The sequence below is a fragment of the Paracoccus rhizosphaerae genome (genome assembly GCF_026162645.1).
In the GTDB taxonomy this organism is placed as follows: domain Bacteria; phylum Pseudomonadota; class Alphaproteobacteria; order Rhodobacterales; family Rhodobacteraceae; genus Paracoccus; species Paracoccus rhizosphaerae.
Genome location: NZ_JAOTBE010000034.1, coordinates 1 through 26,940 on the forward strand (window position 1 = coordinate 1; position 26,940 = coordinate 26,940).

Here is a 26,940-nt window from a genome sequence, read left to right on the forward strand (position 1 = left end):
TACCTTAAGGCGACTTTGGAAGCAGTCGCCGCCGGTTACCCACAGGCCCACATCGACGATCTGCTGCCTTGGAACTTAAAGCTGTCAAGCTGAACGTGCGTGGGGCGCAACCGCCGCTTACCATTCTCCCCTTCCTCGTCCTGATGATTTTTGGTTCTTCTTTGCATCGGCTTCTTGCCATTGCTTGTCGATAGCGTCTCAGGCGATACGCGGATGCTTGGTATCGCTGCCGCAGCAAGTAGTCTTTAGGGATCAACGCCATAGCATCAAGAACACAGGCGTTGGGACCGCTACAGCTAGTGGCGCGGCTTGAGAGGCCTCTGCCCAGATACTACGCGCTGAAAACGGCATCGGACGATCTGCGCGAAGCCTTGTAGCACATTCGGCCATAACGTAAGCGACTACGGGAATGGCGGCTACCGTAAACAGAATGCAGGATTAGGGACGAGCTTCGGCTGGGAAGTAGCGGCGACGCTGGAGGTCTGCGCGGAGAGCGCCGCTGTGAAATTTCAGGTGCCGCTTGCACGGTGAATTTCTTCAGCGGTGAAGTTTTGACGCAGGTAGAGATCGAGTTCTGCTCTCACCACCCCGAAGCTTTTCTCAACCCAAACTTCCTCCAGATCAAGCCTGTCGATCTCGCGGCGGGCGGCGTCGTAGAGCGACGCTAAATCTTGTGGTTCTGGGCCGGCCGCCACCGCCGCCTGCTCCGACAACGTATAATCACGAATCTGCTGGTGCGCCTTCGGGGCGTGTATCTCCAGCGCGACCTTCACGTGTTGAAGCGCCGCCTCGAGCTCTGCGACGTTCCTGAGCCAGTCTGAGTGACTTGCCACATAATCGCCGCCCGCTTCCACTACCCGGCAATGACGCCGGTATGCGTCTTGCGTACGCGTCATAGCATCGCGAAGCTCAACAAGCGATCGCGTGAGATCCCGGCGTGGATGACTGAGCCAAAGCCGCTCAAAGATGCCGATCAGCGCGCTAAGAATGCCGCTCATGCTCGTCCCCCTACATCTGATAGAGATCGTACCATAGGGCGCGACGCAGATGAAGAACCGTCCCTACCTGTCAACGTTGCAGTGACACACCGCAGCGCTAATCGCGACGCAGTCTGGGAACAAGGCGCTTGCTACCATTCAGCTTTGGTGAGGCAATGACCTGCTGCGCGGTATCCACGGCAGAAACGACAAGACCAAGCCGGCGGTGACGCCCTACGACATTTTGGTAGGCTTAGCCGGCGCAGAATGGCACTCAAAACCGTCGCTATAAGTCTCAAACGGAGCTATCTCATCGGTACGGCTCAGGATGAACCGCGCCGGCTTTGTCGTAAAACTTGCGACCTCGATCAAATAGAGGTATATTAATTACGTGGAAGGTAGTGGGTTGTGTTGGAGGTTGCAATGAAGACGATAGCTGCCGTACTTGTGGTTCTCTCGTTGACCGTTTCCTCGCAAGGAGCAACGGTAGCGCATGCTGCTGCTTGCGATCCGAATGTCATGCAGTGCTGAACTTTCTAATCCGATTCTAACTCAAGGGTTCAGCCGACCCTTGATTTTCGCATTGATTGAGAATTGCGGCCGTAGAAAGGGAGTAAAATGCCTTTCGATAGCGAAGTGGCTTATTTCATTCTGCTTATTTTGTTCGGCGCGTTCATTGTCGGGAGGCAGGCTGCCCTCACTTTCGATCTGCCGCTTGAGATTGATTTCCGTCATCGGTTCAAAATTTTGAACAAAGTTCAGGTTCGCGCTCTAGCCAACGGACACGTCTACAGGCGAGGACGGAAAGTCTACGTAGGTATGTACCTCCTAGCTTACGCTCTCTTACTTTTCTTCTGGGACGTAATCGCGGCGCAGTCAGCCAACGGAACTCTTACAGCCGGTGATCAAGGCAGCGTACCCATCAATACCGGTCAGGAGGTGTTTTATTTAGACCGTGAAGGTTCAGCGCGACCCATCTATGTAGCCACTTTGTTGATTGGATTTCTTTCAGTCGGAGGAGGGAAGTTATTCGAGCGCTCTTTGCGTAGGTTTGCTCATGCCCGAGCTGGTGTGCCCGACAACATATACATTGTCACTGGTAGGCTTGATCGTTTCCTAAGGAGGCAGAAGAGGCAGAAGCCAGGGCAGATGCTGGCGAAGTATCGAGCAGCACTTACATCCTACAATGACTTCAAGCCCGACAAAGATGATGATGACCTGATCCAAGCGTCGCTACAAGAGGTAGACCTGCTAAGCAGATCAGCCTCGAAGAACGGAGATCACTTATCCCTCACTTGGAATCTTGCAAAAATGAGGGAGGCAGAGGCGCTCCTTGTTTTGCAAGAGGATCATCTTCAGACTTTAGAGATGAAGCTTGATGATTTGACACCTGACCCTTCCGAGATAAGAAAGTTTGCGTCTGCGGCCGCCGAGCAGGCCGAAAACCTCAGAGGCGTCTTTTCAGTGCTCTTTCTCAAGGAGGGCGACCCGGACCACGAAAGTGCACCGGAGCCAACGGCTACAATCTTGAGGGGAATAAGCGTCCATGAGCGGGACTATCACTCATTCCTGAATGTTATAGCGGCGCCCGTAGCGCTGTTGCTTGCGTTCCCGGCCATATTCATCGTGTACCTGCAGTTTCTAGTGCCTGAGGGACAGTGTACAATGCAGTCTGAAATGCTCTGCAATCGCGAGCATGTCCTTTTAGCACTGCGCAAAACGTTCTTCTTTTGGCTGGCATATGGTGCACTCTTCATCGCAGTTGGTGCGCTGACGCTCTTTTTCCGGAAAATTCGTTGGGAATCGGACAACTGGGAAGGACTGCGTTTTAATGAAAAGAGTCCAGCTAGCCGATATGCTGCAGTGGGAGTGCTTCCTTGGTTTGCCGCAGTTGTATTGTTTTCTTTGGCTGTATTCTTAGATAGCTCTCTCATTTATTTCCGGCCTGACGCGGATTGGATCACAGACATAAATTATGATATCGCTGTTTTGGGAAACATCAAGTATGTTGCTCATGGCGCAGTTGGTGCCGCTCTTGCGAGCTTGGCCATTCTTCTAATTTGTGACACTCACGATGCTCTAAAGGCCAAGTATACGATCGCGGTCGGCATCGGCTCCGCTATCATAATCGGTACGATTGGGTTCTTTTTCTTCCTGTACTCGGAGGGGGCGACGGATCGGTCGTTGAGGGAGGCTTTGAACTACTTCATATTAATCACCGCCTACTTGTTGGTATTTTCCGTAACAGCTGAAATTTCCGAGCGCTACTTACCGAACGCGAGACTGAGAGATGATTAACAAAGCAAGTATTTCGGTCTGCTCGATCCTGTCAATCTTAACGATGGTGCTCGGGGCGTCAGCGGAAACTCTCAGAGTAGGTGTCCGGGATGATGCGATACCATTTTCTTACGCAACTTCGACTAGAAGTCGGGAGAATGATCCAACGCCCATTTTTTTTCCTGGCCATGACGGTTTCGTCGTTCGTGTCTGCGATCGTGCCCTTCAAGCGCTGCATAAAGAGCGGCCTGGTCTGGATGTTGAAGTAGTATCGGTTCCAGCGTCCTCCCGTTTTGCTGCACTCGGGCATTTAGAGAAAAACCAGGAATTTGAAATTGACAAAGAAATAGACATACTCTGCGATCCGTCGAGTCTGACGCGCAGCCGGCTCCAAAGCTTGACTGCCTCATTTCCGATTTTTCTGTCTGGCGTTACGTTTGCGCAACTCGATCCGATCCCTGAAGATTGGCGGTGTGTAATTCGCGTTGGGCTAGTTCAAGCCACCACCGCCAGTGAGACGGGCATTCGAAGTATATTGGAGAGCGGCCGGTGGAAGCGGTTCGAGCCTGAAATTATAGCGGCTATGGAAGCTGAGGTCAGCGACAGCAGGCAGGCACGGCTTGGCTCGTTGCTGAATTGCCCCGAAGACGGAGTTCCGGTCGTGAAGTTCTATCCTGATCACGATTCACTTGTGGCAGATTTTTGTGCGGGGCGCTTGATTTACTATGTTGGCGACATCGACATCGTTCGTGCGCAGGTTCGTTCTCAGCCAGATTGCCCTGCACACGTAGATGACGAAACGTTTACTGAGGAACGATACGTCATCTACGGTAGGCGCGCGGGCGATGCAGGAAAGCTTCAACTGCTATCTGACTTTTACCGACTCTTGGCGGTGGAGTCGATGACGCCTCCACCCGGAGAGCGAAGTGCGCTAGTTACTTCCTATGGTATAGCATTCCAACTGCCAGCCTCTGCTCGTTTACGAGCCCTCATCTGGAGCATTACTGGTGAGGGAAGCCTAGATTAGTTCAGGCTGAACAACGTACTCCGTCGACGCGATTGGCAGTTACTATTCTATTTTCCGGCGGATTAGCGGCTTATATTGGGGAGTGTCATGAACTCTGTGTATCTGGCCCGGCCCATGCGGTTTCAGATACTCAAGCGGCGAAGCGCTCGCCGAACATTATGGCGAACTGATTGCGGGCCGCAAACCATTCCCGGACGTTTCGGCCGTCTTTCTCGAAGTTGCGGATCGCCAGGTAGATCAGCTTGGTCGCCGCCTCGTCCGTCGGGAATGACCCGCGGGTCTTGATCGACTTCCGGATCACGCGGTTCAGACTTTCTATGGCGTTCGTGGTGTAGATGATCTTGCGGATTGCTGGATCGAAAGCAAAGAGTGGGATGACCTCGGCCCATGCGCGCCGCCAGGCCGGCGCGATGGAGGCGTACTTCCCGGCCCACTTCCCCTCGAAGGCATCGAGTTCCCAAGTTCGACAAAATCAGCTTGGAATGGCGCCGACTTGGGCCGCCTGACTGAACCCAATCAATAGGTTAGGAGCGCAGGTGCGTGGGTTTCGTGTAGTCACACGCTGGCGGCTTATTTCGCGTTGATACGCCGAGTTGACGCCGATAACTTTTAGGCATGTTCGTTCGCATCAATGAAAGCGGGGGGCGACGCTATCTTCAGGTCGTTGAGTCCTACCGCAATGAGGCTGGCAAGCCGCGGCACCGGGTCGTCGCCAATTTGGGACGGATCGACGGCATGGAAGATGGCCATCTTGACGCCCTGATCCGGGGGCTCTGTCGGGCGGCCGGGCGCGAGGAACCAGCGAAGCTCAAGATCACTCATGCACCGGCACGGGCCTATGGAGATGTCTTTGCCTTGCACGAGCTTTGGAAGGATCTCGGCCTTGATCGTGCCCTCGGCCGAGCCCTGCGCTCCGGCAAGCGCAAGCTGGATGTCGAGGCGCTTGTGCGGGCCATGGTCTTCAACCGCCTCTGCGCGGCAGACTCGAAGCTGGGCTGCCTGTGTTGGCTGGACACCGTCGCCATGCCGGCCATGCCCGAGGGCGTGACCCATCAGCATCTGCTGCGGGCGATGGATGCGCTGATAGACCATGCCGAGCTGGTCGAGGCAGAGCTGGCCCGCCAGATCCGGCCGCTGGTGGACCAGGACCTGGCGGTGGTTTTCTACGACCTCACCACGGTGCGGATCCATGGCGAGGGGGAGGTGGATGACGACCTGCGCGCCTTCGGCATGAACAAGGAGACGGGTGGCATCGCCCGGCAATTCGTCCTCGGCCTCGTGCAGACGACGGAAGGCCTGCCGCTGATGCACACGGTTCATCCCGGCAATGTCGCCGAGACCAGAACCCTGCAGGCGATGCTGAAGACCGTGCTGCAGCGCTTTCCGGTCCAGCGTGTCGTGCTAGTCGCCGATCGCGGGCTGCTGAGCATGGAGAGTATCGGCGAGCTGACCGCGCTCGCCGAACAGGGCGGGCGAAAGCTCGAGTTCATCCTGGCGGTCCCGGCGCGCCGCTATACTGAACTGGCCGAGACCTTCCGCAAGCTGACCTTCTCCGAGGACGGCTTGGCCGAGGGCAGCTTCGCCGGGCATCGTCTGATCGTCGCCCATGATCCTTTGCGCGCCGAGGATCAGACGGCCCGTCGCCGCGCCCGGATCGCCGAGCTCGAGGCCATGGCCGAGAAGATGGTGACCCGCCTCGATGGGCAGGATGCCGGCGAGACCACCCGAGGTCGTCGTGCCTCAGATCGTGGCGCCTATAGCCGCTTTACCCGGGCGGTTGCCGAGGCCGAACTCACCCGCTTCATCAAGGCAGACTATGCCGCCGACCGTTTCAGCTGGGCGCTCGACGAGGCGGCAATCTCGGCGGCCAAGCTTTTCGATGGCAAGCTGGCACTGATCACCAACGCGCTCGTCCTCACGCCCGCTGACGCCGTCGCCCGCTACAAGGCCCTGAGCGATATCGAGCGCGGCTTCCGCGTCCTCAAATCCGACATCGAGATCGCCCCCGTCCACCACCGGCTGCCTGATCGCATCCGGGCGCACGCGCTGATCTGCTTCCTGGCGCTGGTGCTCTACCGCGTCATGCGGATGCACCTGAAAGCCAAGGGGGCTGCAAGCCCCAGAACCGCGCTGGACCATCTCGCACGCATCCAGAAGCATACCACCCATACAGGAGCACAGACCTTCACCGGGATATCGAAATCCCAGCCAGAACAAGTGAGCCTCTTCGACGCACTCGACATCAAAACACCCGCCTGAACCCTCGCGTTGTGGCAAATCTGGAATTCTACGGACAACAACATCAATGGCTTACGGTTCGAGCTGTCGAAGTTAGCGCTTCAGCACCAAGAAGCAGACGACATGAGGAAAAGCCGCTTCACCGAGGCTCAGATCATTGGGATGATCAAGGAGCAGGAAGCCGGGATGGCGACAGCGGAAATCTGTCGCCGGCATGGGCTGAGCCCGGCCACGTTCTACAAGCTCAAGGCCAAATACGGCGGTATGGATGTGTCCGACGCTCAGAGGCTGAAGGCACTCGAAGATGAAAACGGCAAGCTGAAGCGTCTGCTGGCAGATGCAATGCTGGACAGCGTCGTGCTGAAGGACCTTCTGGGAAAGCGCTGACGACGCCGAAAGCGCGGCGGGACGCGGTGCTAAAGGCGATGCGGGATCACGCCATCTCGCAACGCCGGGCCTGCGTTCTGGTCGGTGTCGATCCGAAGACGGTGCGGCGTGAGCGGCTGCCCGACAACCCGGAGATCCGTAAGGCCATGCAGGAGGTCGCAGCCGTGCGTCGCCGGTTCGGCTATCGGCGGATTGGACTGCTGCTGGCACGCAAGGGCATGCTGATGAACCCGAAGAAGCTGTATCGATATCCCTGTCTGATATCGGCGCCCATGGAACAGATTGGACCGACTGCGTGATGAAGGGTTTTTGGCTCACCGTAGCCTTGAGAAAGCAGTCGAAATGATGCAGTCCGCAGAGCGCGCTTCGGGTCAGGGCGGAACTCGTCTTTCCGCAAGCGACACAACGCTGGCGCTGGCGCTGGATTCCGGTCGGGGTCATGCCTCATTTGCGCATCTTCCCGCCGCCGCAATGCGGGCAGCCAAGATTTGAGTGATGCTCGATGCCGGCTCAGTTCTGGGTGAAAATCAACAGGCATGCGCTACCTTCCGACTCCGGGCGCTGAGCGCCCGGAAGACCAACTCCTCAAGCTGCCGCCGAGACAAAGTCTCGACAGCCTCCATCAGGTGGCGGAAGGTGCGGGCGGGGTTCTGCGACTGTGCTGCGGCGGACATCTGGTCTTCTCCACGAGGTCGGGGAGAGAAAATGTTAGCCGGCGGCACTCAAAACAAAGCATCCCAATACACGTTGCAGACATGGCAAAAAAGAAAGACCCTCGGGCACTGTGTGGCCGAGGGGCTTTGCTCTACATCGAAGACCTTCTTGTGACGACGCTTTTCTCTCCTGAGACTATTCAGCAGCCAATACGACGACCTTAAGTATCCACGAATAGCTTCTTATACCACGAATCGGCCAGCGCACCAAGCGGATCCTCGTCCGGCGGCGGCAGTCTCGCATGAAGAAGCAGGCCGCCCGACAGGATCGAGCGGGTGAAACCGAAGGGCTTCGCAAGCTCGGCCGCCATCTCTGCCGGCGTGGCGAGATGCAGGTCCATGCGGACTGGAAAGCCGTGCAGAAGCTGACCCAGCTCGCGGTCGCGCAGGAAGGGAGAGCCGGGAAAATCGCCGACGACCAGCAGATCCACGTCGCTGTCCCGGCTGGCCTGTCCCTTCGCGTGGGAGCCGAACAGGATGATCGCATCCGGGTCGCAGACCGCCACGATCAGAGGTGTCACCCTGTCCAGCAGGCCCGCGATCCTCATCTTTTGAACCCGATCACGAGGCAGACGTTGGCGATGTCATCCGCCGGCAGCGACGTGAAATCAGCGGCATCCTTCCGCCGGATGCGGATGGTCCACTTGCCCAGCAGCGCCGCCTGCTGTGCGAAGCCGCCCCGCGACAGGCTCTGCCGCCCGCCGTAAGTCCCGCTAGGCTTCAGGTCCAGGTCCGGCACGGCGGGGCCACCGGGCGGGGTCAGTTCGACCACATAGTCCAGCCCCGCGCCGTTCGCGTCCCTTGCGCCGTCGACGATCAGGTCGACATGGGAAAGGGCAACGCCCTTCCTGCCCCGCGCATAGAAGGGCAGATGCTGCTCGCCCAGCTCGAAGCTCAGGCTCTGGTCCTGCCCAGCCTCGGGGTTCAGGAAGCGGTGCCATTCGGTCGCGAACTCGTGGTCGAGGACAAAGAGCCTGATCCCCCGCGCGGGAAGGATGGATGCAAGATTGGTCTTCGCCGTCTGCGCCAGACCGGGTGCGCCCGACCGCGCGGTGTAGCACAGGTGAAGGATCACATCCGACACCGAGCCGAGATCGAACTGATTGTTCTCGGCCGGCAGTTCCAGCCGCCATTCGCTGACCGCGCCCGCGCCTTCGAAGGGCAGGTAGCGCGCGTCGCCGAAGTTCAGTTCGAACATGCCCGCGTCTTCCTGGCCGTGGCTGGTCGCGATCACCGTCTGCGGGACCACGCTCTTTGCAAAGCGCGTGTCGCCCGGCACAAGCGGATCGCCATAGGGCGCCGCCGCGCTGTCGCTGATGCGGGTACCGTGGTTGACAAGCGACAGGGTGCAGCTGATGCCTGTATAGGGCCCGACGACCGAGGGGATGCTGACCGACACTGCCTTGATCCGCCGAAAGAAATGCCCCGGATAGTCCATGTCGAACAGCCATTCCGGCAAGGTGACGGTGCAGGCGCCCGCATCCTTGAGCTTGACCAGTTCCAGCGGGAAATACTGGGCAAGCGAGACATGCTTCGTAATTTCAAGATCCCGCGTATCCTGTTCCAGATAGGCCGCTTCCATGCGGCGGATGTCATTGGCCAGCCGCTCGCCGGCCAGCAGGCCCTTCTTGAGGCTGTCCCAGTGGCCGAACTGGATGAAGCTTGCGGCCGGGTCGCCCAATTCGTGCTGAAAGCTCTTCTCGGCGCGCTTGGCCATCTCATAGGCAAGCTCGTAGCTCTGGAAATAGAGGGTCGAGATCTGCCGCGCCTGCCAGTCGAACAACTGCCGGTTAGTGTATTTGCCGCGCATGTAGTCGTCGAGCGCCTGTGACTGGTCGATCTGCAACTCGTGGTTCTCCAGTTCCTTTTCGGCGATCGCCAAGCGGATCTGCGCGGCGGCGATCTGCCTGTCGATCTGCGCGATCTCGGTCGTCGCAAGATCGGCCTGGAAGTCCCAGTCGTCCTTGCGCCGCCAGTATTCGCCAAGCGTCGACGCCAGCGCCCCGGTGCGGTCCAGCGTGGACATGATCGCCTCAAGCGCGTTCATCGCATGACCCGCGCCTTCGGCGAAGTTCTTGCCGTCGATCGGATCGACCGTCACGACCGGCGTCGCGCCGAAACCCGAGACGCCGCCGGTGATCTTGGGAATGAAGGCCAGCGCCCCTGCCAGCACATATCCCACGGCAAGCGAACCTTGGATCAGCGCCGATGCGCCGCTCAGGCTCATCGCGGTGATCTCCCACGGGTTCATGAAGTCGCGGCCCTCGTAGAACGCCTTCTTCTTCTCTGTAAGCTCCCTGCTTCGTTCAAGGCTGGCCCAAGTCTCGTTTTCCAGGCTGATCTGCTGCTTCCTGATCTCGCGGACGGCCTTCAGCAGCGCAAGCTCGTGGGACGAGCGCAGCAGGGAAAGGCCCTCGCCATCCCCCTTTTCCAGCGCAGCCAGCAGCTTTTCGCCCAGCGCCCTGACCTCGGCGCAGAACTCGACCGCCTTTTGGACGAGATGCGGGAAGCGGTAGGGCGCAGCCGGAACCGCGCCGTCGGCAAGGACGCTGCTCAGGTCGATGCCTGCGGCGGCCGCCTTGACCAGCAGGGCGGGATCGATCGGCGGCTCGAACAGCGGAAGCTGGCGCACCACGCCCTGGATGTTCATGCAGTGGCGGATCTTGAACAGGCGATCCGTGACCGTGTCCCAATAGCCCAGCAGCCTGTCGTTGTTCGGAATCCCGAAATAGGACACGTTCAGCGTCGGCAGCGGCTCGGACCCTGATCGGGTCCGGGTGACGCGCACCGGCGTGCCGGTGAAGTTCTCCATCAATATCTCGACCTGCTTGTTGCCGAAGGGATCCAGCGCGCCGTCCGCCGTCAGTTCGTTGTAGGACTTGTCCGAGCGCTCGATATTGGGCACCTTGACGGGCCGCCGGCCCAGAAGCTCATGCGCCAGCACGTAAAGGGTGGTCGCCTCGTTTATTGCCTCGATGGTGTCGCGGCGGAACAGCTGGTCGCCCCAGGCGATAAGGTTGTCGATATATTTCATCACCACCGTCTTCTGGTAGGCGACGGGGCGATAGCGCGCGACGAGATGGGGCTTGAACGGATCGTTCTTCCATGCCCGCAGCTCGCCTTCGTGCTGCTCGATGTTCTTCAGCAGGTTGTCAATGCGCTGCTTGCGGTATTCGTCGCTGTTCTGTTCGAAGAACGGCCGGGTGATCCAGTAGCGCTGCGGCACGTCGGGCGTGTCCGTGTTGGTCGGATCGAAGATATAGTGGAACCAGCGCATCGCCTCGTCAAACCGCTGGTTCTGGCAGAGCCTGCAGGCGATCATCAGCGGCGCGTGGAAGAATATCTCCCAGTTGTAAAGCGCATAGGCACCATACTGCTCGAAATCGACCCGGTCAGTCTGGGCGGTCTTGTCGGGCAGGCTCATCGCGCCGGGCTGGTAGCTAGCGAAATCGAAGCCGTTGCCGGGATAATAGGTCTGGGGGGCGGACTGAAGCTGGCGGTTCAGCAGCCCCTCGACCCCGGACCGCTTGAGCTCGCGCATGAAGAGCGCGGTATAGGGATGATAGAAGGGGAAGTAGTTGTAGTTGTAGCTCTGCAGAGTCTGGTTGTATCCCCCCATGACCTGCTGCCATTCCGGCCTGATGAAGAAGGCGCGCGTGTTGTCCTGATAGAAAAACGGCACCGGTCCCCAGGCGGCGGTGTCAAAGACGATGCTGTGCTGCGAGGCCACGATCTCGAAGGGCGATCTGGCGCCATTCAGCAGAGTCCGGGAATGCGTGTTCTCAAGGACATTGGCGCGGCTGGCATTGCGCGAGCCGTTGGTCAGCCGGGTGTCGCGGTATCGCATTCCGTCCGGCAGCGGCAGCCGGGGCGCAATCTCATAGGGGCCGGACAGCGCGCCGACCGACCGGCTGGAATCGCCGAAATTGTCGCGCACATAGGTGACGGAATTGGTATCGCTCAGATGCTCGTTGGCGATGCCCTCGGCGTTCAGGATGTGATACTGGCCGACCAGCGCCTTCATCTTCACGCCGACGACCTCGCCATCGAAGATGAACGAGGACGAATGCCATGGCCGCGCCGTCTCGTCGAAGGGGTGGCGCGCGGTCACATAGTCCCTGGTCGTGCGATAGGCGTCCCAGAAGCGGGTGCTGTTGAACCCCTGCGACTGCGAGATATAGACATCGAGCCAGAGCAGGTTTTCCCGGCTCTTGTAGCGGGGCTTTAAGTTATAGGAACTGACCGGCCGCTGCCAGGGATGGATGAGCTTCTGCTGCGAGACCTTCTTCGAGGTCCAGCCTTCTTCCGTCTGTGCGCTCCAGCAAAGCTGGAGTTCGAGCTGCGACGGGGATTCCGGCGGGTTGCCGGGCGACTCCGAAGGCTTGGCGGGCGGCACCTTCTTGATTTTCTGCGGCTTCTCCATGATGTTGAGCCAGAACAGGTAAAGCTGGCGGTTGTAGACCACCGGAATGACTTGGTCGCTCTGGATGTCGAGATCGACTTTCCGCCACGCGCTCCATTCCCCGTAGTTCAGGTCGAAGCGGCGATAATAGTAGACGGCCGGCTGCGACCGCGTACGGCCCACCACATGCAGGCGGTTGATATCCGGCGGCAGGTTGTCGCGCGGATCGGTGTCGTCGAGTTCGTAATATGTCCCCACGATGTCCAGACGCGCGACCTCGTGGACCTTCTGGACATAGTGAAGGAACGCCTGCCCCGCCGCCTCGTCGGTCATGTCGGACTGCAGCAGTTCGCTTTCCAGTTCCTCGAAGAAGGGCGACTTGTCGTCGCGCAGTTCCGGCTCGATCCAGTTCTCGGGATAAAGGAAGATCTTCCGGTTAGCTTCCCAGACCCGGTAGTTCTTCATCCAGGTCCACTGCCTCCAGCTGTTGTCCGAAACGCTGTCCTGCTGCTGGGCGCGCGAGACCTCGACGCGCGGCTGTTCCAGCCCCAGCAGGCAGCGCTGCACGAACATCTGGACCGAACTGATGGCCTGCTTGATGCGCGAGGTGAGCTGGCAGGAACTCATTTCCACGTCGATGAGGAAATATTTCAGAAGATCGTCGGCGTCGCGCCAATAGGCTGGATTGGCGAAGCGCTTGCCGCCCTGGACGATTTCTGGATCGACGGTCGCCAGCGAGTTGGCGACCAGATAGCCGATCAGGGCATCCCGCTTCTTCTCGCGCAGCGCGTCTTCCAGCGGCGTGACGATATCGAGCCAGACGGCGTCGTCATATTTGGACTTGGCGGCCTGCCGGGTTTCCTGCGCCGTCAGCGCCTGGTTCGCCGCGATGTCGCGACCGACCCAGGCGGCCGCGCGGGCCGGGGAAACGCCCATCCGCCGGGCCATCCGGGCACATCTGTCCATCCGCAGGAAGGTGCGGATATCGGTGAAATCCGACGCCGCGCCATGCTGAAGCGAAAGCGCCGTGGCGAGCTGGTCCACCTCGGCCGCCGTCCACTGGGTCAGCTTCACGATTTCCGCCTTGATGTCGCCGATCAGCGTGGCCGGCACCCCGGCCAGATCGAACAGCCTGCGAAGCGAGGCGTTCTCTGGCTCCGGGTAAAGCTTCTTGAAATGGACCCATCGGGCAAGATGAAGCCAGGCGGGGAACAGCGGCCCGGCAGGCGCGGCGGCATCGGGCAGCGACACGGGCTGCAGCAGCTCGAAGCCTTCGGCATGATTGAGCAGCCAAGCGAGGTTCAGCGCGTCCAGCCTGAACCGCCGCACGACCAGCGCCGCCTTGTGAAGCAGGCGGAACGCGGCATGGGCATCCGGGAAGTCGCCCTTGGTGGCCGCCTTGGTGAACTTGCCGTCGGTGCCTCGCGCGACGAGGGCGGGGTCGCCGAGAATCTGCACAAGCGTCCTGCCGCCGGTGACGCCCTTTTCCAGCAGCAGCTTCGCCTGGTCCGGCGCCAGTTCGAAGGCCGTCGCGATCTGGCCGGCGATGGCGCCTGCCGTGTTGCCGGTCGTGTCGGCGCTGACGGCCTGCCGCAGCGCCTCGACATGCTGCGTCACGGCCTCGTCGCGCAGGCCCGACGGAGAATCCGGGCTGACGGTCAGCAGATAGGCGAGTTCCTCGACCGAGAGGGGCGACCGCGTCACCCATTCGGCGCTGTCGATGAAGTCCAGCACCGCCTTGGGCGAGGCGAAGATGTCCGTGCCGGACAGCGACTCAAGCGTCAGCAGATCCTTGACGGTCATCCCCAGCCCCCTTGCCAGCCAGGCGCGACGGCCGATGGTGGAAAGGTTGGAAAGGCTCAGGCCGTTGTCTGGCAGCTTGCCCAGCAGGCGCGCCAGATCCTCGGCGGTCAGGGCGAAGGCGGCGATGATCGTCCTGCGGTGATCCAGGTTCGGATCGGCGTCGGCGATATTCGTGCCCGCAGCGATTGGCAGGTCGAAGGCGGCGTCCACTGGATTGATGACGGCCGGATTGCGGAACAGATCGTCGTAAAGCGGCGGGATCGCCTGCGCCGGCCGGTCGGGCAGGACGCGCCGCTCGGCATTAATATCGCCGAACAGGACCAGCGCCCGGTCGAGGGAAAGCGAAAGCCGCTTCTGCATCCGCGCCAGTTGCATCATGCGGGCCAGGCAGCGCGCGTCCAGCGTGCCGTTGCCGATGGCGGGGGCGCGGATGAGCAGGTCGATCTCCCATGTCGTCCAGCCGACATGCCGCCGCAGCCGCAGGAAGCGGTGGATCCGGTCGAGACGGGCGGCGGTGAGATTGACGACCTTCTGCAACTCGGTGTCGCAGGTGCCGTTGGGCCGCTCGATCACCACGTTGTTCGCGTCACCCTCGGGGTTGATCCAGCGGGCATGAAGCAACTCCAGCAGGTCGTCATAGCTCAGGAAGCTGCGTCTCAGGAAATCGGCGACGCTGGTTTCCGCGGGAAGCGCGGCGCCCCCGTCGAATCCCCAAAAGGTCTTTTGCGAGGCATCGTCGGCGCGGTCGGTCGCGGTGATGAGGCCGGTCTCGTGCGACGAGATGCCCCAGTATTCACCGGCGATGGACGCGTCCGCCGGATCGGCCGCCACGGCGGGCGGGCCGGCTTGCTCAGGCCGCTGGAAGGCCTCCATCAGCTCCCAACGCGGCACGCCGAGATGGCGCAGGAACGTCCGGGTCTGTTCCTGCGACAGATCGAAACCCACGGAGAGCGGGAAGTCCGCGCTTTTCAGCCTGGCATAGGCGGCAAGGCGCACATGCTCGGGGGCGGCCCGAAGCTCCTTGGCCTTGCGCGTCGTCTGGAAGCTGAAATCAGGCGCCGGAGCGGGCGCGGCGACCGCGTTCTCAAGCACCTCGCAGACCAGATCGACATAGGGCAGCGGCGTATCGGTGTTCGGGCAGTTCAGCTTGATGTTGCCGATGTCGGGCCGGCGCTCGAAAAGCATATCCCTGACCGTCTTGCCGGCCGCCTCGGCGGGATGCTGGTCGAGGAAGCGCAGCATGTCGGCCAGGTAGGCCGCCGGCCCATAGACCGACTGGCAATGGTCGCAGGCGCAAAAGTCCAGCGACCCCAACAGCGTTTCCAGGTCGGGTATGGCGGCCAGTTCGGGCGGCAGTTCCGCCGGTGCATAGGTATGGGGAACGATGGCCCTGGGGTTGGCGCGGTGCAGGTCGAGCCGGTAGTCGGCAATCCGCTGCAGCACCTGGGCATATTGATGCTCGGCATAGCCATAGATGGACCGCGCGATGCGCGGGTCGATCCCGCTGTCCTTGCTCAGCAGGTCGACGAACCGGCTCTTGCCCATCGCAACGATCTGCGAGGAATTATGGATTCTGTTGTCAAGCAGCGCCTGCCCCGCAACAGCCGTGGGCGAAAGCCGGTGCACGCGCTGCAGCACGCGCGCCTCGGCCAGCGTTGCCTCATCAAGGACGATGTTCTGCTGCGCGACGAAGACGTCCAGATTGCCGTCGCGCAGGCTGAACTCGGGGTGGGCGTCCATCATCGCCTGCACGCCCTGAATATTCTGTAGTGGGTTGGCGGCGCTGCGGGCGACGGTGGCGGCCAGCGCCACGTCCGGGAACATCCGCTCGCTCTGGTTCTGCAAGGTGGCAGCGTAGGTCTGGATCTTGTCTGCTGCGGACTCTCCGTCGGTATTGGGCGGCACCTGCCCGCCGTTGGTCTTGATGATTGCCGCCCATTCGTCATGGGTCAGCTTGGCCAAGTCGCGCGCCGAGCTGACGCTGTCGTCGTTCTGGTCCGCGATCTTCGCCTTCAGCGCCGACAGCATCGGGGTGAAGTTCTTGGTGACATGGCCGACCTCGACCGTCGTCCTCAGATCCGCGACCGCGTCGGCACCGCCGAAATCTGCGGGCCGCTTGTCGACATCGGCCCAGAACTCTGGCCCGAAGCTCTTGTGCGCCAGAAACGCGTCGGCCACCGCCGGGAAATGCGCCTGACCGACGGCGGATGCGCCAAGCAGACCCTTGAGGCTGCCATTCCCGACAAGGATCGGCTTTTCAAACACATAGTCCTGCTTGAGCGCGCCCAGCGCTGCCAGGATTGCGTCCTTCCGGCGAATCACCGCGATCGGCACCAAGTTCAGCTCGGCCGCATTGTCGAAAGCCAGCGCCGCGAGGCTGTCCTCCATGAACACGAGGCCGTTCGCCGTTAGGTCCACCAGATTTTCGATCAGCGTCCAGTCCTCGGTGGCGTCGATGAGATCGCCGGGAAGCGTCGAGGGCAGGTTCTGGCCGATAAAGGCATAGCAGGCTTCCGGCCCAAGCGGCGGTCTGTTCAGCTCGGCCCCGACCAGATGCGACAGAACCAGCCGTATCACGTCCTCGTCTGTCAGCCCCGCCGCAAGGGCAGCGCGGCTGATCTGGCGATCCGCAGCCGTCTCGACGAGCTGCGCGACCTGCGCGTTGCCGGTGGCCTTGGCGACCGCATTGGACCGGGCGGCGAATTCCGAGGTGCCGCGATAGGGTCGGTCGCCTTTGGTGAAATTGGCCCAGGCGATCTGCGTGGGATTGAACAATGTCCTGACGCCGATCTCGTTGCCGCCGGAATCGAGCGCCTTGATCTCAAGGCTGTAGGGCTGCTTGACCTGCCGCGTGGCTGGATCGCGAGGCGGGTCGTAGATGATGTCGAAAAAGCCGTTCGGGCCGGCGGGACGTTCGGCCAGGTTCGGCCCCTGCCCGCCCACCAGCCGTTCCCGGATCTGGATCGTCACGCCCGCCATCCCGCGCCACAGTTCGTCACGCACCGAGCCGCGGATCCGGTAGGGGAAGGTATCCGCCACCGTCTGCGGATTGACGCGCTGGATCTGCTGGTTGAGGGTTTCCAGCGTCGCGCCCTCGACATGGCCGGTGACGGGCAGGCCCTGCGCCTGCTGGAAGCTTACCACCGCCGCGCGGGTGGACTTGCCGAAGGTCCGGTTGCGGAACTCTGCCTCGTTGACCTTGTAGCCCAGGAAAGCCAACGTCGTCTGCACGTCGGCGACATGATCGCTGGTCATGTTGAGCCGCGCGGGTTTCTTGAGCGGCTTCAGATCGGTCGCGCCGCGCGCCTTGAGCTGGCGCATTGGCTCGGGGACGCTGGCGGCCAGCGCGGTCAGGCGGTCGAATGTATCCGCGTCCAGCACACCTGTCGGCTGCAGTGAATATTTCGTCTGCAGCGCCCTGATCGCCGCTTGCGTGCTGGGCCCGATCTTGCGACCCCTGATTTCGCCCGCATCCACGCGCACGTCGCCCAGCTTGGCGATGTTGAGGGCGCGGAGAAGCGTGCGGTGCAGCTTGCCGACCTGGGTTTTGGCCCCCAGCCTTGCCGCAAGCGCGTCTTCGCGAAGCCGACCGACCACCCCTTCGGTGACGCGGCCATCCTGCGGCAGCCCCAGCTTCGCCTGCGCCGCCTTCAGCGCCGCCTCGGTGCTCGGGCCGAATTGCCGCGCCTTGAGTTCGCCCGGATCGACGGCATGGCCCGCCTGTTGCAGCAGGCCCTGAAGCCGCTCGGTCCTCGGCTTGCTGCGCGCGACGAAGTCATGGGCAAGCTGGGCGTTGAGGCGCGTCACGGTTTCCGCCGTCACCTGGCCGTCGGCGGCCAGCCCCGCCTTTTCCTGGAAGCTTTTGACCGCCTCGACGGTCGAGGCGCCCATTTCCTTTCGCTTGAGGTCGCTGGGCTTCACGTCCAGCCTCAGCCTGAGAAGCGCGGCCTGAAGGTTGCCAATGGGCTTGCCCGCGGCGGGTAGATCCGCCGGGTCGCCCAGTTTCAACGCGGCCGGAAAAACGATCTTGTTCATTGTCGGAACCTCCTTCGATCGGAGCCGTCAGACTGATAGATGAACGCGCGCGCCTGCTCACGGCATCCCCAACGAAACAAGGCTGCCCAGGGCGCAAGGATGATGTTCGGGAATGCTGGCCTAAATCCGGCGCTCGTTCCGCCAAGCGGCGTCGTGCCGTGCATGTCGAGCACCCCCTGAACCGAGGAACGGGGGGCTTTGATTGGGTAGGTGGATAATATCGGCACCATGTCCTGCCCTGCTTTCCGTTGCTTGCTCATCAGTTGCTCAGCCATCGGCCCAGATTGAATCCGGCTGCCAGAGCGACCAGCCCCACACCGGCAAGAGCTACCCAACCAACAGGCGTAAACAAGGACGCGATCATGAGCAGCCCACCGATCGCGCCCAAGGCATTCACGACTCCTCCCACCGTGTCCCCGCGCTGGAAAGATCGGGATGACGCGACGCCAAATCCGATCGCGGCGGTGGCACCCCCGAAAAAGGTTCCTCCGGCGGCTCCGATCGCCATGGCTTCCGCGGATCCGAGAATTGCCCCCGACCCATACATGATGCCGCTGGTTGCCTCGGCGACGCCGCCGAGCACGAGGGGTATGGCGACCCCCGGTTCCGGATCCTGCCCGCCGGAGATCGCGGTGAACATTCCGGTGCCAAAGAACAGCCCTCCGGCAAGCCCTCCGCCCACGGCGCGCGCCGGCCATTCGTAGCGCGCCTGAATCGATGTTGGCGCGGCTGCGCCATGCGCCTCAACCGGATGGCCTGCGAAAGCCCCCCGCCCGACAACCGAAGCCGAACGTGGACCCCAAATGCGTTCGAATTCTGCCTGTGTCAGCTGGCCGCCGGGCGCATTCGCACGCGCGCGCGCGAACTCGGCCTCTCCTGCCGCATGCTCCGGGGTCGGCGCGCCATTGATATCCCCCATCATCCATCCCGACCCGCTGCTTTGAATCCTTGCGCGCGCTTCGGCCTTGCCTTGTGTCCCCGACCAGAGATGCAATGTTCCGCTGGGCCGCGCGCCCGTCACGCTGCCCGGCCGGGCAGCCTCTTGAAGAACCGCGCGGGCGGCGTCCGGGACCGGGGCAAGGGTGGTTTCGGTCTGGTCCTTTTCGCTTGCCGATGCCGGGGAAGACGACTGCCCTGGTCCCGAGGATGTATTAGGTGCCGGGGCGGGGCTTGGCTCAGAGACCGGAGGGCCTGTTCCCCCGCCCTCGCCCTCGGCGGGCAGGTTGGTCAGCAGCCTTCCTGACCCAGGAACAAAGTCAAAATCCGAAATCTGCCAGAATTCCCTGCCCGCATTGGCTCCACCGGTCTGCGTGGTCCTTGTTGCGTCGCGCACATTGACCCTCACGCTCATCGGGGCCGTGGTAGTTTCGCCGGTCGCGTCATTGACGATGGTTGCGGTTCCGGTTACGGGGTTCCTGTTGTAGTAATCGATGACCTGCTCTCGCGTCCCGGTATAGGCGATCTCGCCCGGCTCGGCGTTGAAGCCGGTGATCCGTGGCGTCGTCCCCGAGGGATCCGTGAAATTGACGGGATTGTTCTTCGAGAACCGGAACATGTTGGCGCCGTCCGCGAAGCCGACCGGGTCCGCGCTTGTCCATCTTCCAAGCCAAGGCGCGTAATACCTCAGCCCCATCTGGTAGAGCCCGGTTTCGTCATCTCTTTCCTTGCTGCCGAAGCGATAGCGTTTCAGGCTCAGATCAAACCCCGGCCGGGTCGAGCGATAGGCCGTCGTGCCGTAAGGATGGTACTCCTCGTAGGAGATCAGATTGCCGGTCGCGTCCGTCTCCAGCATCGCCGAGCCAAGCTGATTGGCATACTGATAGCGGATTAGCGGGGCATTCAGCGGATTGGCGGGGTCGCCGTTGTCATCGTCGCGCGTCTTGGTGTCCACCTGCGCGATGGGGCCGGTGTTGTCGCCGACGTGAACCGTCCAGCGTTCCAGCCGCAGTTCGTCGGTGTTGCGCCGGCGGCGGCGGTGGATCGTCAACGCGCCAAGGTAGATCCATTCGAGCTTCACGTTGCCGTTGCGCTCGACTACCTTCCGCAGGCGCTGCCCGCCAAGGCCGTAGACGTGCCAAGCCGTCCCGCCCCCGCCCAGATCGACGCGGCGCAACTGGTCCATGAAATTCCAGTCCATCGCCGCCAGATGCGGCATCCGAGTTATGTTGCCGTAGACGTCATAGCCATAGGTGCCGGTATATGGCCCCGCGTCGGGGTCGCCGGGCTGGCTGGTGGCCGTCAGCCGGTTTGTCCGGTCTCCGGGCAGGTCGTCGAAGGCATAGCGGTAATGCCGCGTCCAGCCGCCGCCGATCCCGGCCTGGGTCTGGAACCGGTGCTTCATGACCCTGATGTTGCCCAGCGGGTCGTATTCGTATTCCTCGGTGTAATTCCGCACCGCGCCGAGGTTGTTCGGGTGCGGCAGCTGGACGAAGTCCAGATCGCTGTGGCTGCGGATGGCATCGTTGACGGCGCCCGCCAGTTCCCGGCCGCTGGCGCGGACAAGCTGGTAGACGGCGTCGTATTCATACAAGCTTTCCGGTTTGACGACCGCATTGCTGAAATAATGCGTCTGTTGGGCGTCGTCCCGAATCTGGGTGATGTTGCCGACCGGGTCATACCAGTAAAGCAGATCCTGAAGTCCGTTCTGCGGCCCGGTTCCCGACGGGTGGGTCACGAGTTCCGTCAGCCGGAAGCTGCGGGGGTCATAGAAATAGCGGGTGACGACCTCGTTTCCATAATGTGCGAACTTGCGCTGGCCCTTGGCGTCGTAATCCTGACCCTTGAGAAACTCGACAAGGCCGCCCTGCCCCCGTATCCGCGCCTTGAGCGAGGCGAGGAAATTGGCCTCGTTGTAGACGGGCAGGATGATGGTGCCATCGGGCAGCGTGACCTGCGTCGGACGGTTCAGGGCGTCGTGCAGGGAACTGGCGGTGAAGACCTCGGCACTTTCCAGCGCAGGATCCGCGGCGGCAAGGACAGCCGCGACATCAGGCCGGGCGGCCAGCGCGGTCCAGTCGAGATCGGCCTTGTAGTCCTTGGCGTGGACGCGGTCGACGGACCTGGGGTTACCCTTGAAGTCCAGTTCCGGCACGCGGATCATTCCCGCCTGGTCGAAGATCAGATGCGCGGCGCCCAGCAGGTTGAGCGATCTGGCCGCGGCCTGTCCAAGGCGGTCGCCGTAGACCACGTGGTTGAACAGGATCTCGGCCTGAGCCGCTTCCTTGACGAAGGTGCTGACCGGGCGGTGAAGGGTGTCATACTCGACGCGGAACTGGCGCCCGTGTTCGTCCCAGGATTTGACCAATGCGCCAAGGACGTTCTGGAAGGTCCAGCGCCGGCCTCGTTCGGCGCTGTCGCCGACGACAGGGGTGCGGGCCATGCCGACGAAGCCGCTGGCCACCTCGCGCTGCTGCTGATCGAAAATCCTCGACAGCCGGCCGGTCAGGTCGGTTTCCGATCGCACGGACGCAGTCTTGCCGCCGCCATAATCCGACACGGCATGGACGGGCCGCCCGAGGCTGTCGAAATGGATGACGCCCGGCGTGTTGGCATGTCTTGCGGCCAGCCATGCGGCGCGGCGCTGGGGGTCGTTCAGCGGCTCGGCTTCGGCGGCCGGGTCCGGGCTGCCCCGTTCGGCATACCAGCGGCTTTGCCTGACAGTGTCGTTGGGGTCGAACACCCTTTGCAGCCAGGGACTGAACTCGACCCTGGCGAAGGTGCCGTCGGGGAACAGCGTATGGATGTTGCGCCCGATCGGGTCATAGGCAAGGACCGACGTGACGCCGATCTTGCGCAGCGCCTTCTCGTCCTCATATTCGTGGGTGGTGCTGAAATAGGGCTCGTATTTCTTGACCGGCCTGCCCTTGTTGTTCAGGACGGTCCGCCCGTTGCCGACCCAGCGCGGATCGGCATCCACCTCGGTCCTGCCGCCATCCGGATCCACCCTGAACGCCTTGCCGGGATTCGCCTGCGCTTTGACCATCGCCACGCCGCCGCTGCCGTTGGAATAGGCGTAGCTTTCCTGCCAGCGCGGGTTGGCGGCACCATGCTGCTCGCGCGCGAAGCTATGGACGAAATTGGGCTTGCGGTTGTTCTTCCAGTTGAACAGCTCGTATTCCATCCGCGTAGTCGGGTCGGCAAGGCTGTCGCCATCGGCCGAGCCGGTCTTGCCCATGACAGCGGTCTTCACCACCATGCCCAATTCGTCATGCCCGACAGCCGAGCGGTTGCCGTTCATGTCGGTCATCAGTACCGGCCCGAGGACGCGGTAGTCATTGACCGCGGTGACGACATTCCAGCCGGCCTGCCTGACCTCGACCCTCTCGGTCAGCAGGAGGTGCCGGTCAAAGGTCGCGACGGTTTCAAGGCCGAGCGGGTCTTTGGTCCCGATGGGCAGGTAGAACATGTCGCGCGGATTGGCCGCATAGACGTTGGTGCTAGAGGGCAGCCACCAGTTCGCGTCGCCCGCGAAACGCACATAGCCCGCAGCCTCGAACTCGGCGCTGCTGACCTTGCCCGCGTAATGGACGGCCACGACGCCGGGGGTGAAGGCAAGCCTGAAGGTCTGATGCATAAGCACCAGCGTGTCCCACTGGCCCAGCGGCAAGGGGTTCAGCGCGTTGTCGAGAAACAGCCTGCGGCTTTGAGAGAGCAGCCGCTTCTGGGGCGTCACGTCATCCGCGATGATCTCATAGTCGATCGGCGCGGCGGCGGCGACCGCGTCCCTGATCTCGTCAAGCCCGAAGAAACCGGCGGCCGGGGCGATGCCGGTGATTTCGTAGGTGCGGGTCTCGAAGGGCACGCGCGTCCGATAGGCTTCCACCGGGGCGGCCCGGTCGATGTCCTCCGTGTAATCCGCCTCGGCGCAGGTAATGTGGCAGCGCCGCTGGTCGCGAGTGACCTCCGCAGGCAGCGAGGCATCGGCGGTCCTGCGGCCATAGACGACCGAGCAGGACCTGAGGGCATTGCCATATTCGTCGAGTTCAAGCCCAAGGACATGCGAGATGCGCGGCTCATCGGGGTTGCGCTCGTAGTTGAGCGAGATGGACTCTCGCCCCAAAGGAAAGAACACAGCGTTCTGCTGACTGCCACCGGGCTGCAACCGGCGAATCTCATAGGTGTTCTCGGTAACGGCATAGGGATGCTCTTCTTCCGGTGAGCCGTCGTGGCTGTAGACCTCGCGCCGCAGCGGCAGCCCTTTCAGGGAGCGGACGCATTCCCGCAACTCGCCGGCGCTCAACCCCGCGGGCAGGTCGGGTTCGGGAAGGTGCTGTTCCTGTTGGTAATATTCGTCGCGATACTGGTGCAGCAACCGGGCCTGCCCGAGGAACGTGCCGGTGTGATACCAGGTCCGGGTCGTCACCGGCGGCTGGTTCAGCTCCGGCGCCGGTTCCTGCGCCCCGCCGGCGGCCTGAACAGCGGTGAGGTGATCCTCGACCGCCTCTGTATCGAACTGCTCGACCATGCCGAAGCCGCGGAACTCGCGCTCCTCGCCGTCGAAACAGCCATGGTGATAGGAAAATCGGGTGACAAGGCGGTTGCGGCTGACGTGATCGCAGGTCTCAACGCGCTCGACCACATGCACCGGAAAGGCCAGCCGCGTGACCCAGGGTTTGCCGTCGAGCTTGTCCTGCAGGTAGAATCTGGCGGCGGGGGCGTAGTCCACGCGAGTCTCGCCGCCAAGGTTGTTGACGGTCCTGACCATCAGATGCGGCTTGCGGCCGCCCATTAGGTTGACATAGCGCATCGGCCGCCGCGCATCGCTTGGCAGGGGCGACGACCAGACCAGACAGGCGGTGCCGTTGCCCAGCAGGTCGACGGGCAGGATGCCCGACAGGTCGTCGACATGCGGGAACACCTTCAACTGGCGCGGCTGGCTCCAGCCGTTGCCGGACTGGTTGAAATACAGCCGCACGCCGTCCCGGTGCAGATAGACGATATCGGTCGTGCCGCTGCCGTCGATATCCGTCAGGCGGATGCGGGCCTGATCGAACATGTCGGGGTTGTCGAACCAGGGCGCATTGTCCATGGCGACCTTGACCCCGAAATGGCCATAGCCGAGGTTGGGCCAATAGCAGACCTCGCCGTTGCGGATGCGGAGGATGTCGGCCAGCCCGTCGCCCGACAGATCGGCCAGATGGATTGACTGCGTGCCGTCCGAAAATACGACGCGCGGCCCCTTCTCCTCATCCAGCGCCTGGACGACTCGCCGCGCCGGGCCAAAGCCGTCCTCGGCCAGTGAGGCGTGCCAGACGAAGGCATCCTGCTCGGAGATCAGCAGATCGGCATGGCCGTCGCCGTCGAGATCGACGAACCTGAGATCCGGGTCCATGAAATCGCGGTTCAGCCGCGAGGCGAAGGGGCGGAAGGGCTGCCAGCCCTCGGCCCCGTCGTGTTCGTAAAGGCCGGGCGCCGGTCCGTCCAGCACGACCACGTCGGGCTGGCCATCGCCCGCGAGATCCATGATCTCGACCCCGCTGCCCAGCCTGACGCCGGGCTTGAGGGCGACGGTTTCCAGCACGCTGAACCGCGGCTTGGCAGCCTCGCCGCCGCCCGCAGGCAGTTGGGGAAGCGGGCTCCAGTTCCGCTTGTAGAACCAGCCTCCGGCCTGCTGGGTGAGGATGCCGGGGATGCCTTCGCCGTGCAGGTCGGTCCAGCGGTAGACGCCGCCATCCAGCCCGACAGGCAGGTTTTCTAGGCTCGCTGCATCGATTTCCTCCACGATCTCCTGCACCACCGGCTCGGAATACCGGAACTCGACCGGCGGCAGGGCGCGGCGGTCATAGCCGCCGCCGTTGCGGCGATAGCCGGTCTCGGTCACGGCCTTCAGGAAGGTATAGACGGGATTGCGGGCGTCCGCCGGGTCGGCCTCGTCCGAATAGGTGAAATCGGTCGAGCGCACGAGGCAGTCGCGCCCCACTCCCGCCTCATCAGGGAAGTGGTGGAACATCAGGATGCGCTGGCAGATCCGGTAGGTGCGGATCTCGAACCCGGCGCGATAGGACGAGAACGGATCCTGCCGCGCGGGCCAGATGCCCGCATCGCCGGGCGCCGGCGCCGCGGCGTCATGTTCACCATAGTCGAGGACGGCCTCGAACATCCAGTGATCGCCGCCGTCCTCGGCAAGGCTCGCGGCCGTCGGTTCGGGCCAAGCCGCATCCGCCTTCAGGGCCGGGAAGTAAGGCAGGCGATTGCCGTAGCGGATGGACTTGAGATAGCGCTGCGCCCTGCGCGTCCTCTCGGACCGGTTGCGTTCATGCGCCTTGGGGACGCTGTGGCCGGATGAAGCCTCGAAGATCCGCGCCGAGTCCTCGGGCTTGTAGCCATAAGCGATAACGTTGCCCTTGTCATCGTGGCTCTGGCAGATCAGCCAGCTGAAGACGCGGCCCGGATGCGAGGGATCGGTGATGCGGCTCTCGGCTGTGCGACCATACCAGGTGGTGATGTTGTCCCTGGAAATCGAGCGCCAGAACACCCCGGCCGGATCGGCGGTGTCGGTCCAGCGCTCGATGCGCGCGAACAGGCCCTCGATGCGTGGGCGATAGCGGCGTATGCGATAGATCCTGCCGTCCACCGTCCGCTGTCCATCGGCATCCGGCCCCAAGGCGGGTACCAGATCCTCTGCCCCCGAGAGGATGAAGACATCCGAGCCGATCGAGTCGAAATACCGTGGCAGCCCCTGGTCGGTCTTGCGCGTGATCGACGGCAGCGATAGGTCCCAACCGAAGCCGAAGGGACCGTTGCCGGCGCCCGAGTCGTAGGCAAGCGAGAACTGCGGGCCAAAGCCCGACCGGCCGGGGCTCATCGCGATGGGCACTGACATCGAGCCGGTGCCGGTGACGGGGTTTGCGGCGAGTTTCTCGCCTATTCCCCGGATGGCTCCGCCGCCCTTGGGAAGGCTGATCGAAGGGGCGGCCGCTGTCCCGTTGCCGGAGGCGCGATCCTCGCGAACAGTCGTGCGGGCCCCGTCGCGCAAGACAACGCTCCTCGCTCATCCGCATTCCGAGAATGCGAATCGTTGATGCCAAGAAAGTGTATCATCGATCCGCTGCCAATTGATCAATCTCCGAAGGTGTCCGGGCCTCTGGCGTCCGATATGCGCCAAGGGCCCGGCATCGCGGCAAACCGCGCGCAAGAACGCGGCTGGGGTGCGCGTTCAGAACGGAAGCTCGAACGCAGGCCCCGCCGACGCGGTTGGCGCAGGATGTCAGACTCCAGCGTCTTGCGACCAAGCGCACGTTCAAGTTTGCGAATGCAGTCTTCCAACTGCCGCACAACCGTGTTGCTGGTGACATCATCATCCTCGGCCACGGCAACCCTCCCCTTCGAGCATGAGCCGTCGCCAACGATACAACAGGTTTGGCGCTGCACCATTGCGCCGCGCCACGACCGAGATGCTGGCGCGGTTGTCCAGCGTCTCGTATGAGCTCTCTGCGGCATCTGCCTGGCAAACTGGAGCTATGCCTCAGCGCTGCAGGTGCAGTTCTTCGGCCGCTAGCTTGTGCTTCTCAGCCATCAGCTTGGCGGTTTCCGCGTTGAGCCTGCGTGTCTCCGACCAGAGCCGGTCTATCTCATCGTCAGTGCTGACAGAGATGAACTTGATCTCCTACTTGCGCAGGTCTGGCTGCTCATTGCCGAGGCGCGACTGAAGGAACAGAGCCATCTCCTTATGGAATGCACGTCTGTCTGAAGCTGCACGCGCCAGTTCAGCCCTCATTTCGCTGAGGTCCCGCTGAATTTCGTAAATGCACTCTAGCAGCCTTTCATCGGTGACAGTCTCGGTCATGAACTGGGCCTCCCTCATGAGCGCCAGTTCAACGTAATACGGATGAGGCGGTTGCGTCCACCGCCTGCGCCGGCTCCCGCGTCAACCATCGCGGCCCTTTCACTCCGTCGCCCTCAGCCGGAAGCGTTCCCAATCCCGTAGACGGTGACCGGGCTGGAGTACTCTTTCCTGATCGCGTCCACCAGGTACGGAACCAGCGCTTCCCGAACCCGGACCTCTCTGCGGCCACGTTCATCAAGGTCGAAGTGAAACTGGATACCTGTTTGTGGGGCCTCGCCGGCTGGCTTTCTCTTACG

The 26,940-nt window shown here is 62.3% G+C and carries 9 protein-coding genes and 3 pseudogenes; 4 read left to right on the forward strand and 8 right to left on the reverse strand.

What is annotated here, in order from left to right; genetic code table 11:
• Positions 1–509: 509 nt before the first annotated feature.
• Complete coding sequence (locus OC184_RS12455; RefSeq protein WP_265507510.1) at positions 510–998, reverse strand: hypothetical protein; 489 nt, start codon at positions 996–998, stop codon at positions 510–512.
• A gap of 597 nt (positions 999–1,595) precedes the next feature.
• Between OC184_RS12455 and OC184_RS12460 the strand changes: the two genes are divergently transcribed.
• Together OC184_RS12460 and OC184_RS12465 are read left to right on the forward strand one after the other, a co-directional pair.
• Entirely contained in the window at positions 1,596–3,275 is a 1,680-nt protein-coding gene (locus tag OC184_RS12460; protein WP_265507511.1) for a hypothetical protein, read from the forward strand.
• The gene (locus tag OC184_RS12465; protein ID WP_265507512.1) at positions 3,268–4,281 is read left to right on the forward strand and encodes a type 2 periplasmic-binding domain-containing protein; all 1,014 of its coding nucleotides are present in this window, start codon (positions 3,268–3,270) and stop codon (positions 4,279–4,281) included. Before OC184_RS12460 ends, OC184_RS12465 begins: the two co-directional genes overlap by 8 nt.
• Before the next feature lie 130 nt (positions 4,282–4,411).
• Here OC184_RS12465 and OC184_RS12470 read toward each other — a convergent pair.
• Positions 4,412–4,738, reverse strand: a pseudogene (locus OC184_RS12470) (transposase); the annotation flags it as partial.
• 158 nt (positions 4,739–4,896) lie between these two features.
• On the opposite strand from OC184_RS12470, the gene OC184_RS12475 reads away from it, so the two are divergent.
• Together OC184_RS12475 and OC184_RS12480 are read left to right on the forward strand one after the other, a co-directional pair.
• Positions 4,897–6,540 (forward strand): IS1634 family transposase, encoded by a 1,644-nt coding sequence (locus OC184_RS12475; protein ID WP_265507513.1) that lies wholly within the window; start codon positions 4,897–4,899, stop codon positions 6,538–6,540.
• Between the two features lie 102 nt (positions 6,541–6,642).
• Positions 6,643–7,154 (forward strand): annotated as a pseudogene (locus tag OC184_RS12480) (transposase); the annotation flags it as partial.
• A 626-nt stretch (positions 7,155–7,780) separates the two neighbouring features.
• On the opposite strand, the gene OC184_RS12485 reads toward OC184_RS12480, so the two are convergent.
• From OC184_RS12485 to OC184_RS12510, 6 genes and pseudogenes are all read right to left on the reverse strand, one after another.
• Entirely contained in the window at positions 7,781–8,167 is a 387-nt protein-coding gene (locus OC184_RS12485; protein ID WP_265507514.1) for a nucleotidyltransferase domain-containing protein, read from the reverse strand.
• The gene (locus OC184_RS12490) at positions 8,164–17,859 is read right to left on the reverse strand and encodes a Tc toxin subunit A-related protein (RefSeq protein WP_265507515.1); all 9,696 of its coding nucleotides are present in this window, start codon (positions 17,857–17,859) and stop codon (positions 8,164–8,166) included. Before OC184_RS12490 ends, OC184_RS12485 begins: the two co-directional genes overlap by 4 nt.
• Positions 17,856–18,134 carry a hypothetical protein gene (locus OC184_RS12495; RefSeq protein WP_265507516.1) on the reverse strand — a complete coding sequence of 93 codons (279 nt, stop codon included), beginning with the start codon at positions 18,132–18,134 and terminating at the stop codon, positions 17,856–17,858. Before OC184_RS12495 ends, OC184_RS12490 begins: the two co-directional genes overlap by 4 nt.
• A complete protein-coding gene (locus OC184_RS12500) occupies positions 18,119–25,834 on the reverse strand; it encodes a SpvB/TcaC N-terminal domain-containing protein (RefSeq protein WP_265507517.1) in 7,716 nt (2,571 codons plus the stop codon). The genes OC184_RS12495 and OC184_RS12500 overlap by 16 nt, the downstream gene beginning before the upstream one ends.
• A gap of 218 nt (positions 25,835–26,052) precedes the next feature.
• Positions 26,053–26,278: pseudogene (locus OC184_RS12505) on the reverse strand (transposase); the annotation flags it as partial.
• A gap of 186 nt (positions 26,279–26,464) precedes the next feature.
• Entirely contained in the window at positions 26,465–26,644 is a 180-nt protein-coding gene (locus OC184_RS12510) for a hypothetical protein (RefSeq protein ID WP_265507518.1), read from the reverse strand.
• Positions 26,645–26,940: the final 296 nt, after the last annotated feature.

Coding starts and splice junctions, on each gene's coding strand:
- OC184_RS12455 (WP_265507510.1), bottom strand. CDS start 998: ATGAGCGGCATTCTTAGCGCGCTGATCGGCATCTTTGAGCGGCTTTGG.
- OC184_RS12460 (WP_265507511.1), top strand. CDS start 1,596: ATGCCTTTCGATAGCGAAGTGGCTTATTTCATTCTGCTTATTTTGTTC.
- OC184_RS12465 (WP_265507512.1), top strand. CDS start 3,268: ATGATTAACAAAGCAAGTATTTCGGTCTGCTCGATCCTGTCAATCTTA.
- OC184_RS12475 (WP_265507513.1), top strand. CDS start 4,897: ATGTTCGTTCGCATCAATGAAAGCGGGGGGCGACGCTATCTTCAGGTC.
- OC184_RS12485 (WP_265507514.1), bottom strand. CDS start 8,167: ATGAGGATCGCGGGCCTGCTGGACAGGGTGACACCTCTGATCGTGGCG.
- OC184_RS12490 (WP_265507515.1), bottom strand. CDS start 17,859: ATGAACAAGATCGTTTTTCCGGCCGCGTTGAAACTGGGCGACCCGGCG.
- OC184_RS12495 (WP_265507516.1), bottom strand. CDS start 18,134: ATGGCTGAGCAACTGATGAGCAAGCAACGGAAAGCAGGGCAGGACATG.
- OC184_RS12510 (WP_265507518.1), bottom strand. CDS start 26,644: ATGACCGAGACTGTCACCGATGAAAGGCTGCTAGAGTGCATTTACGAA.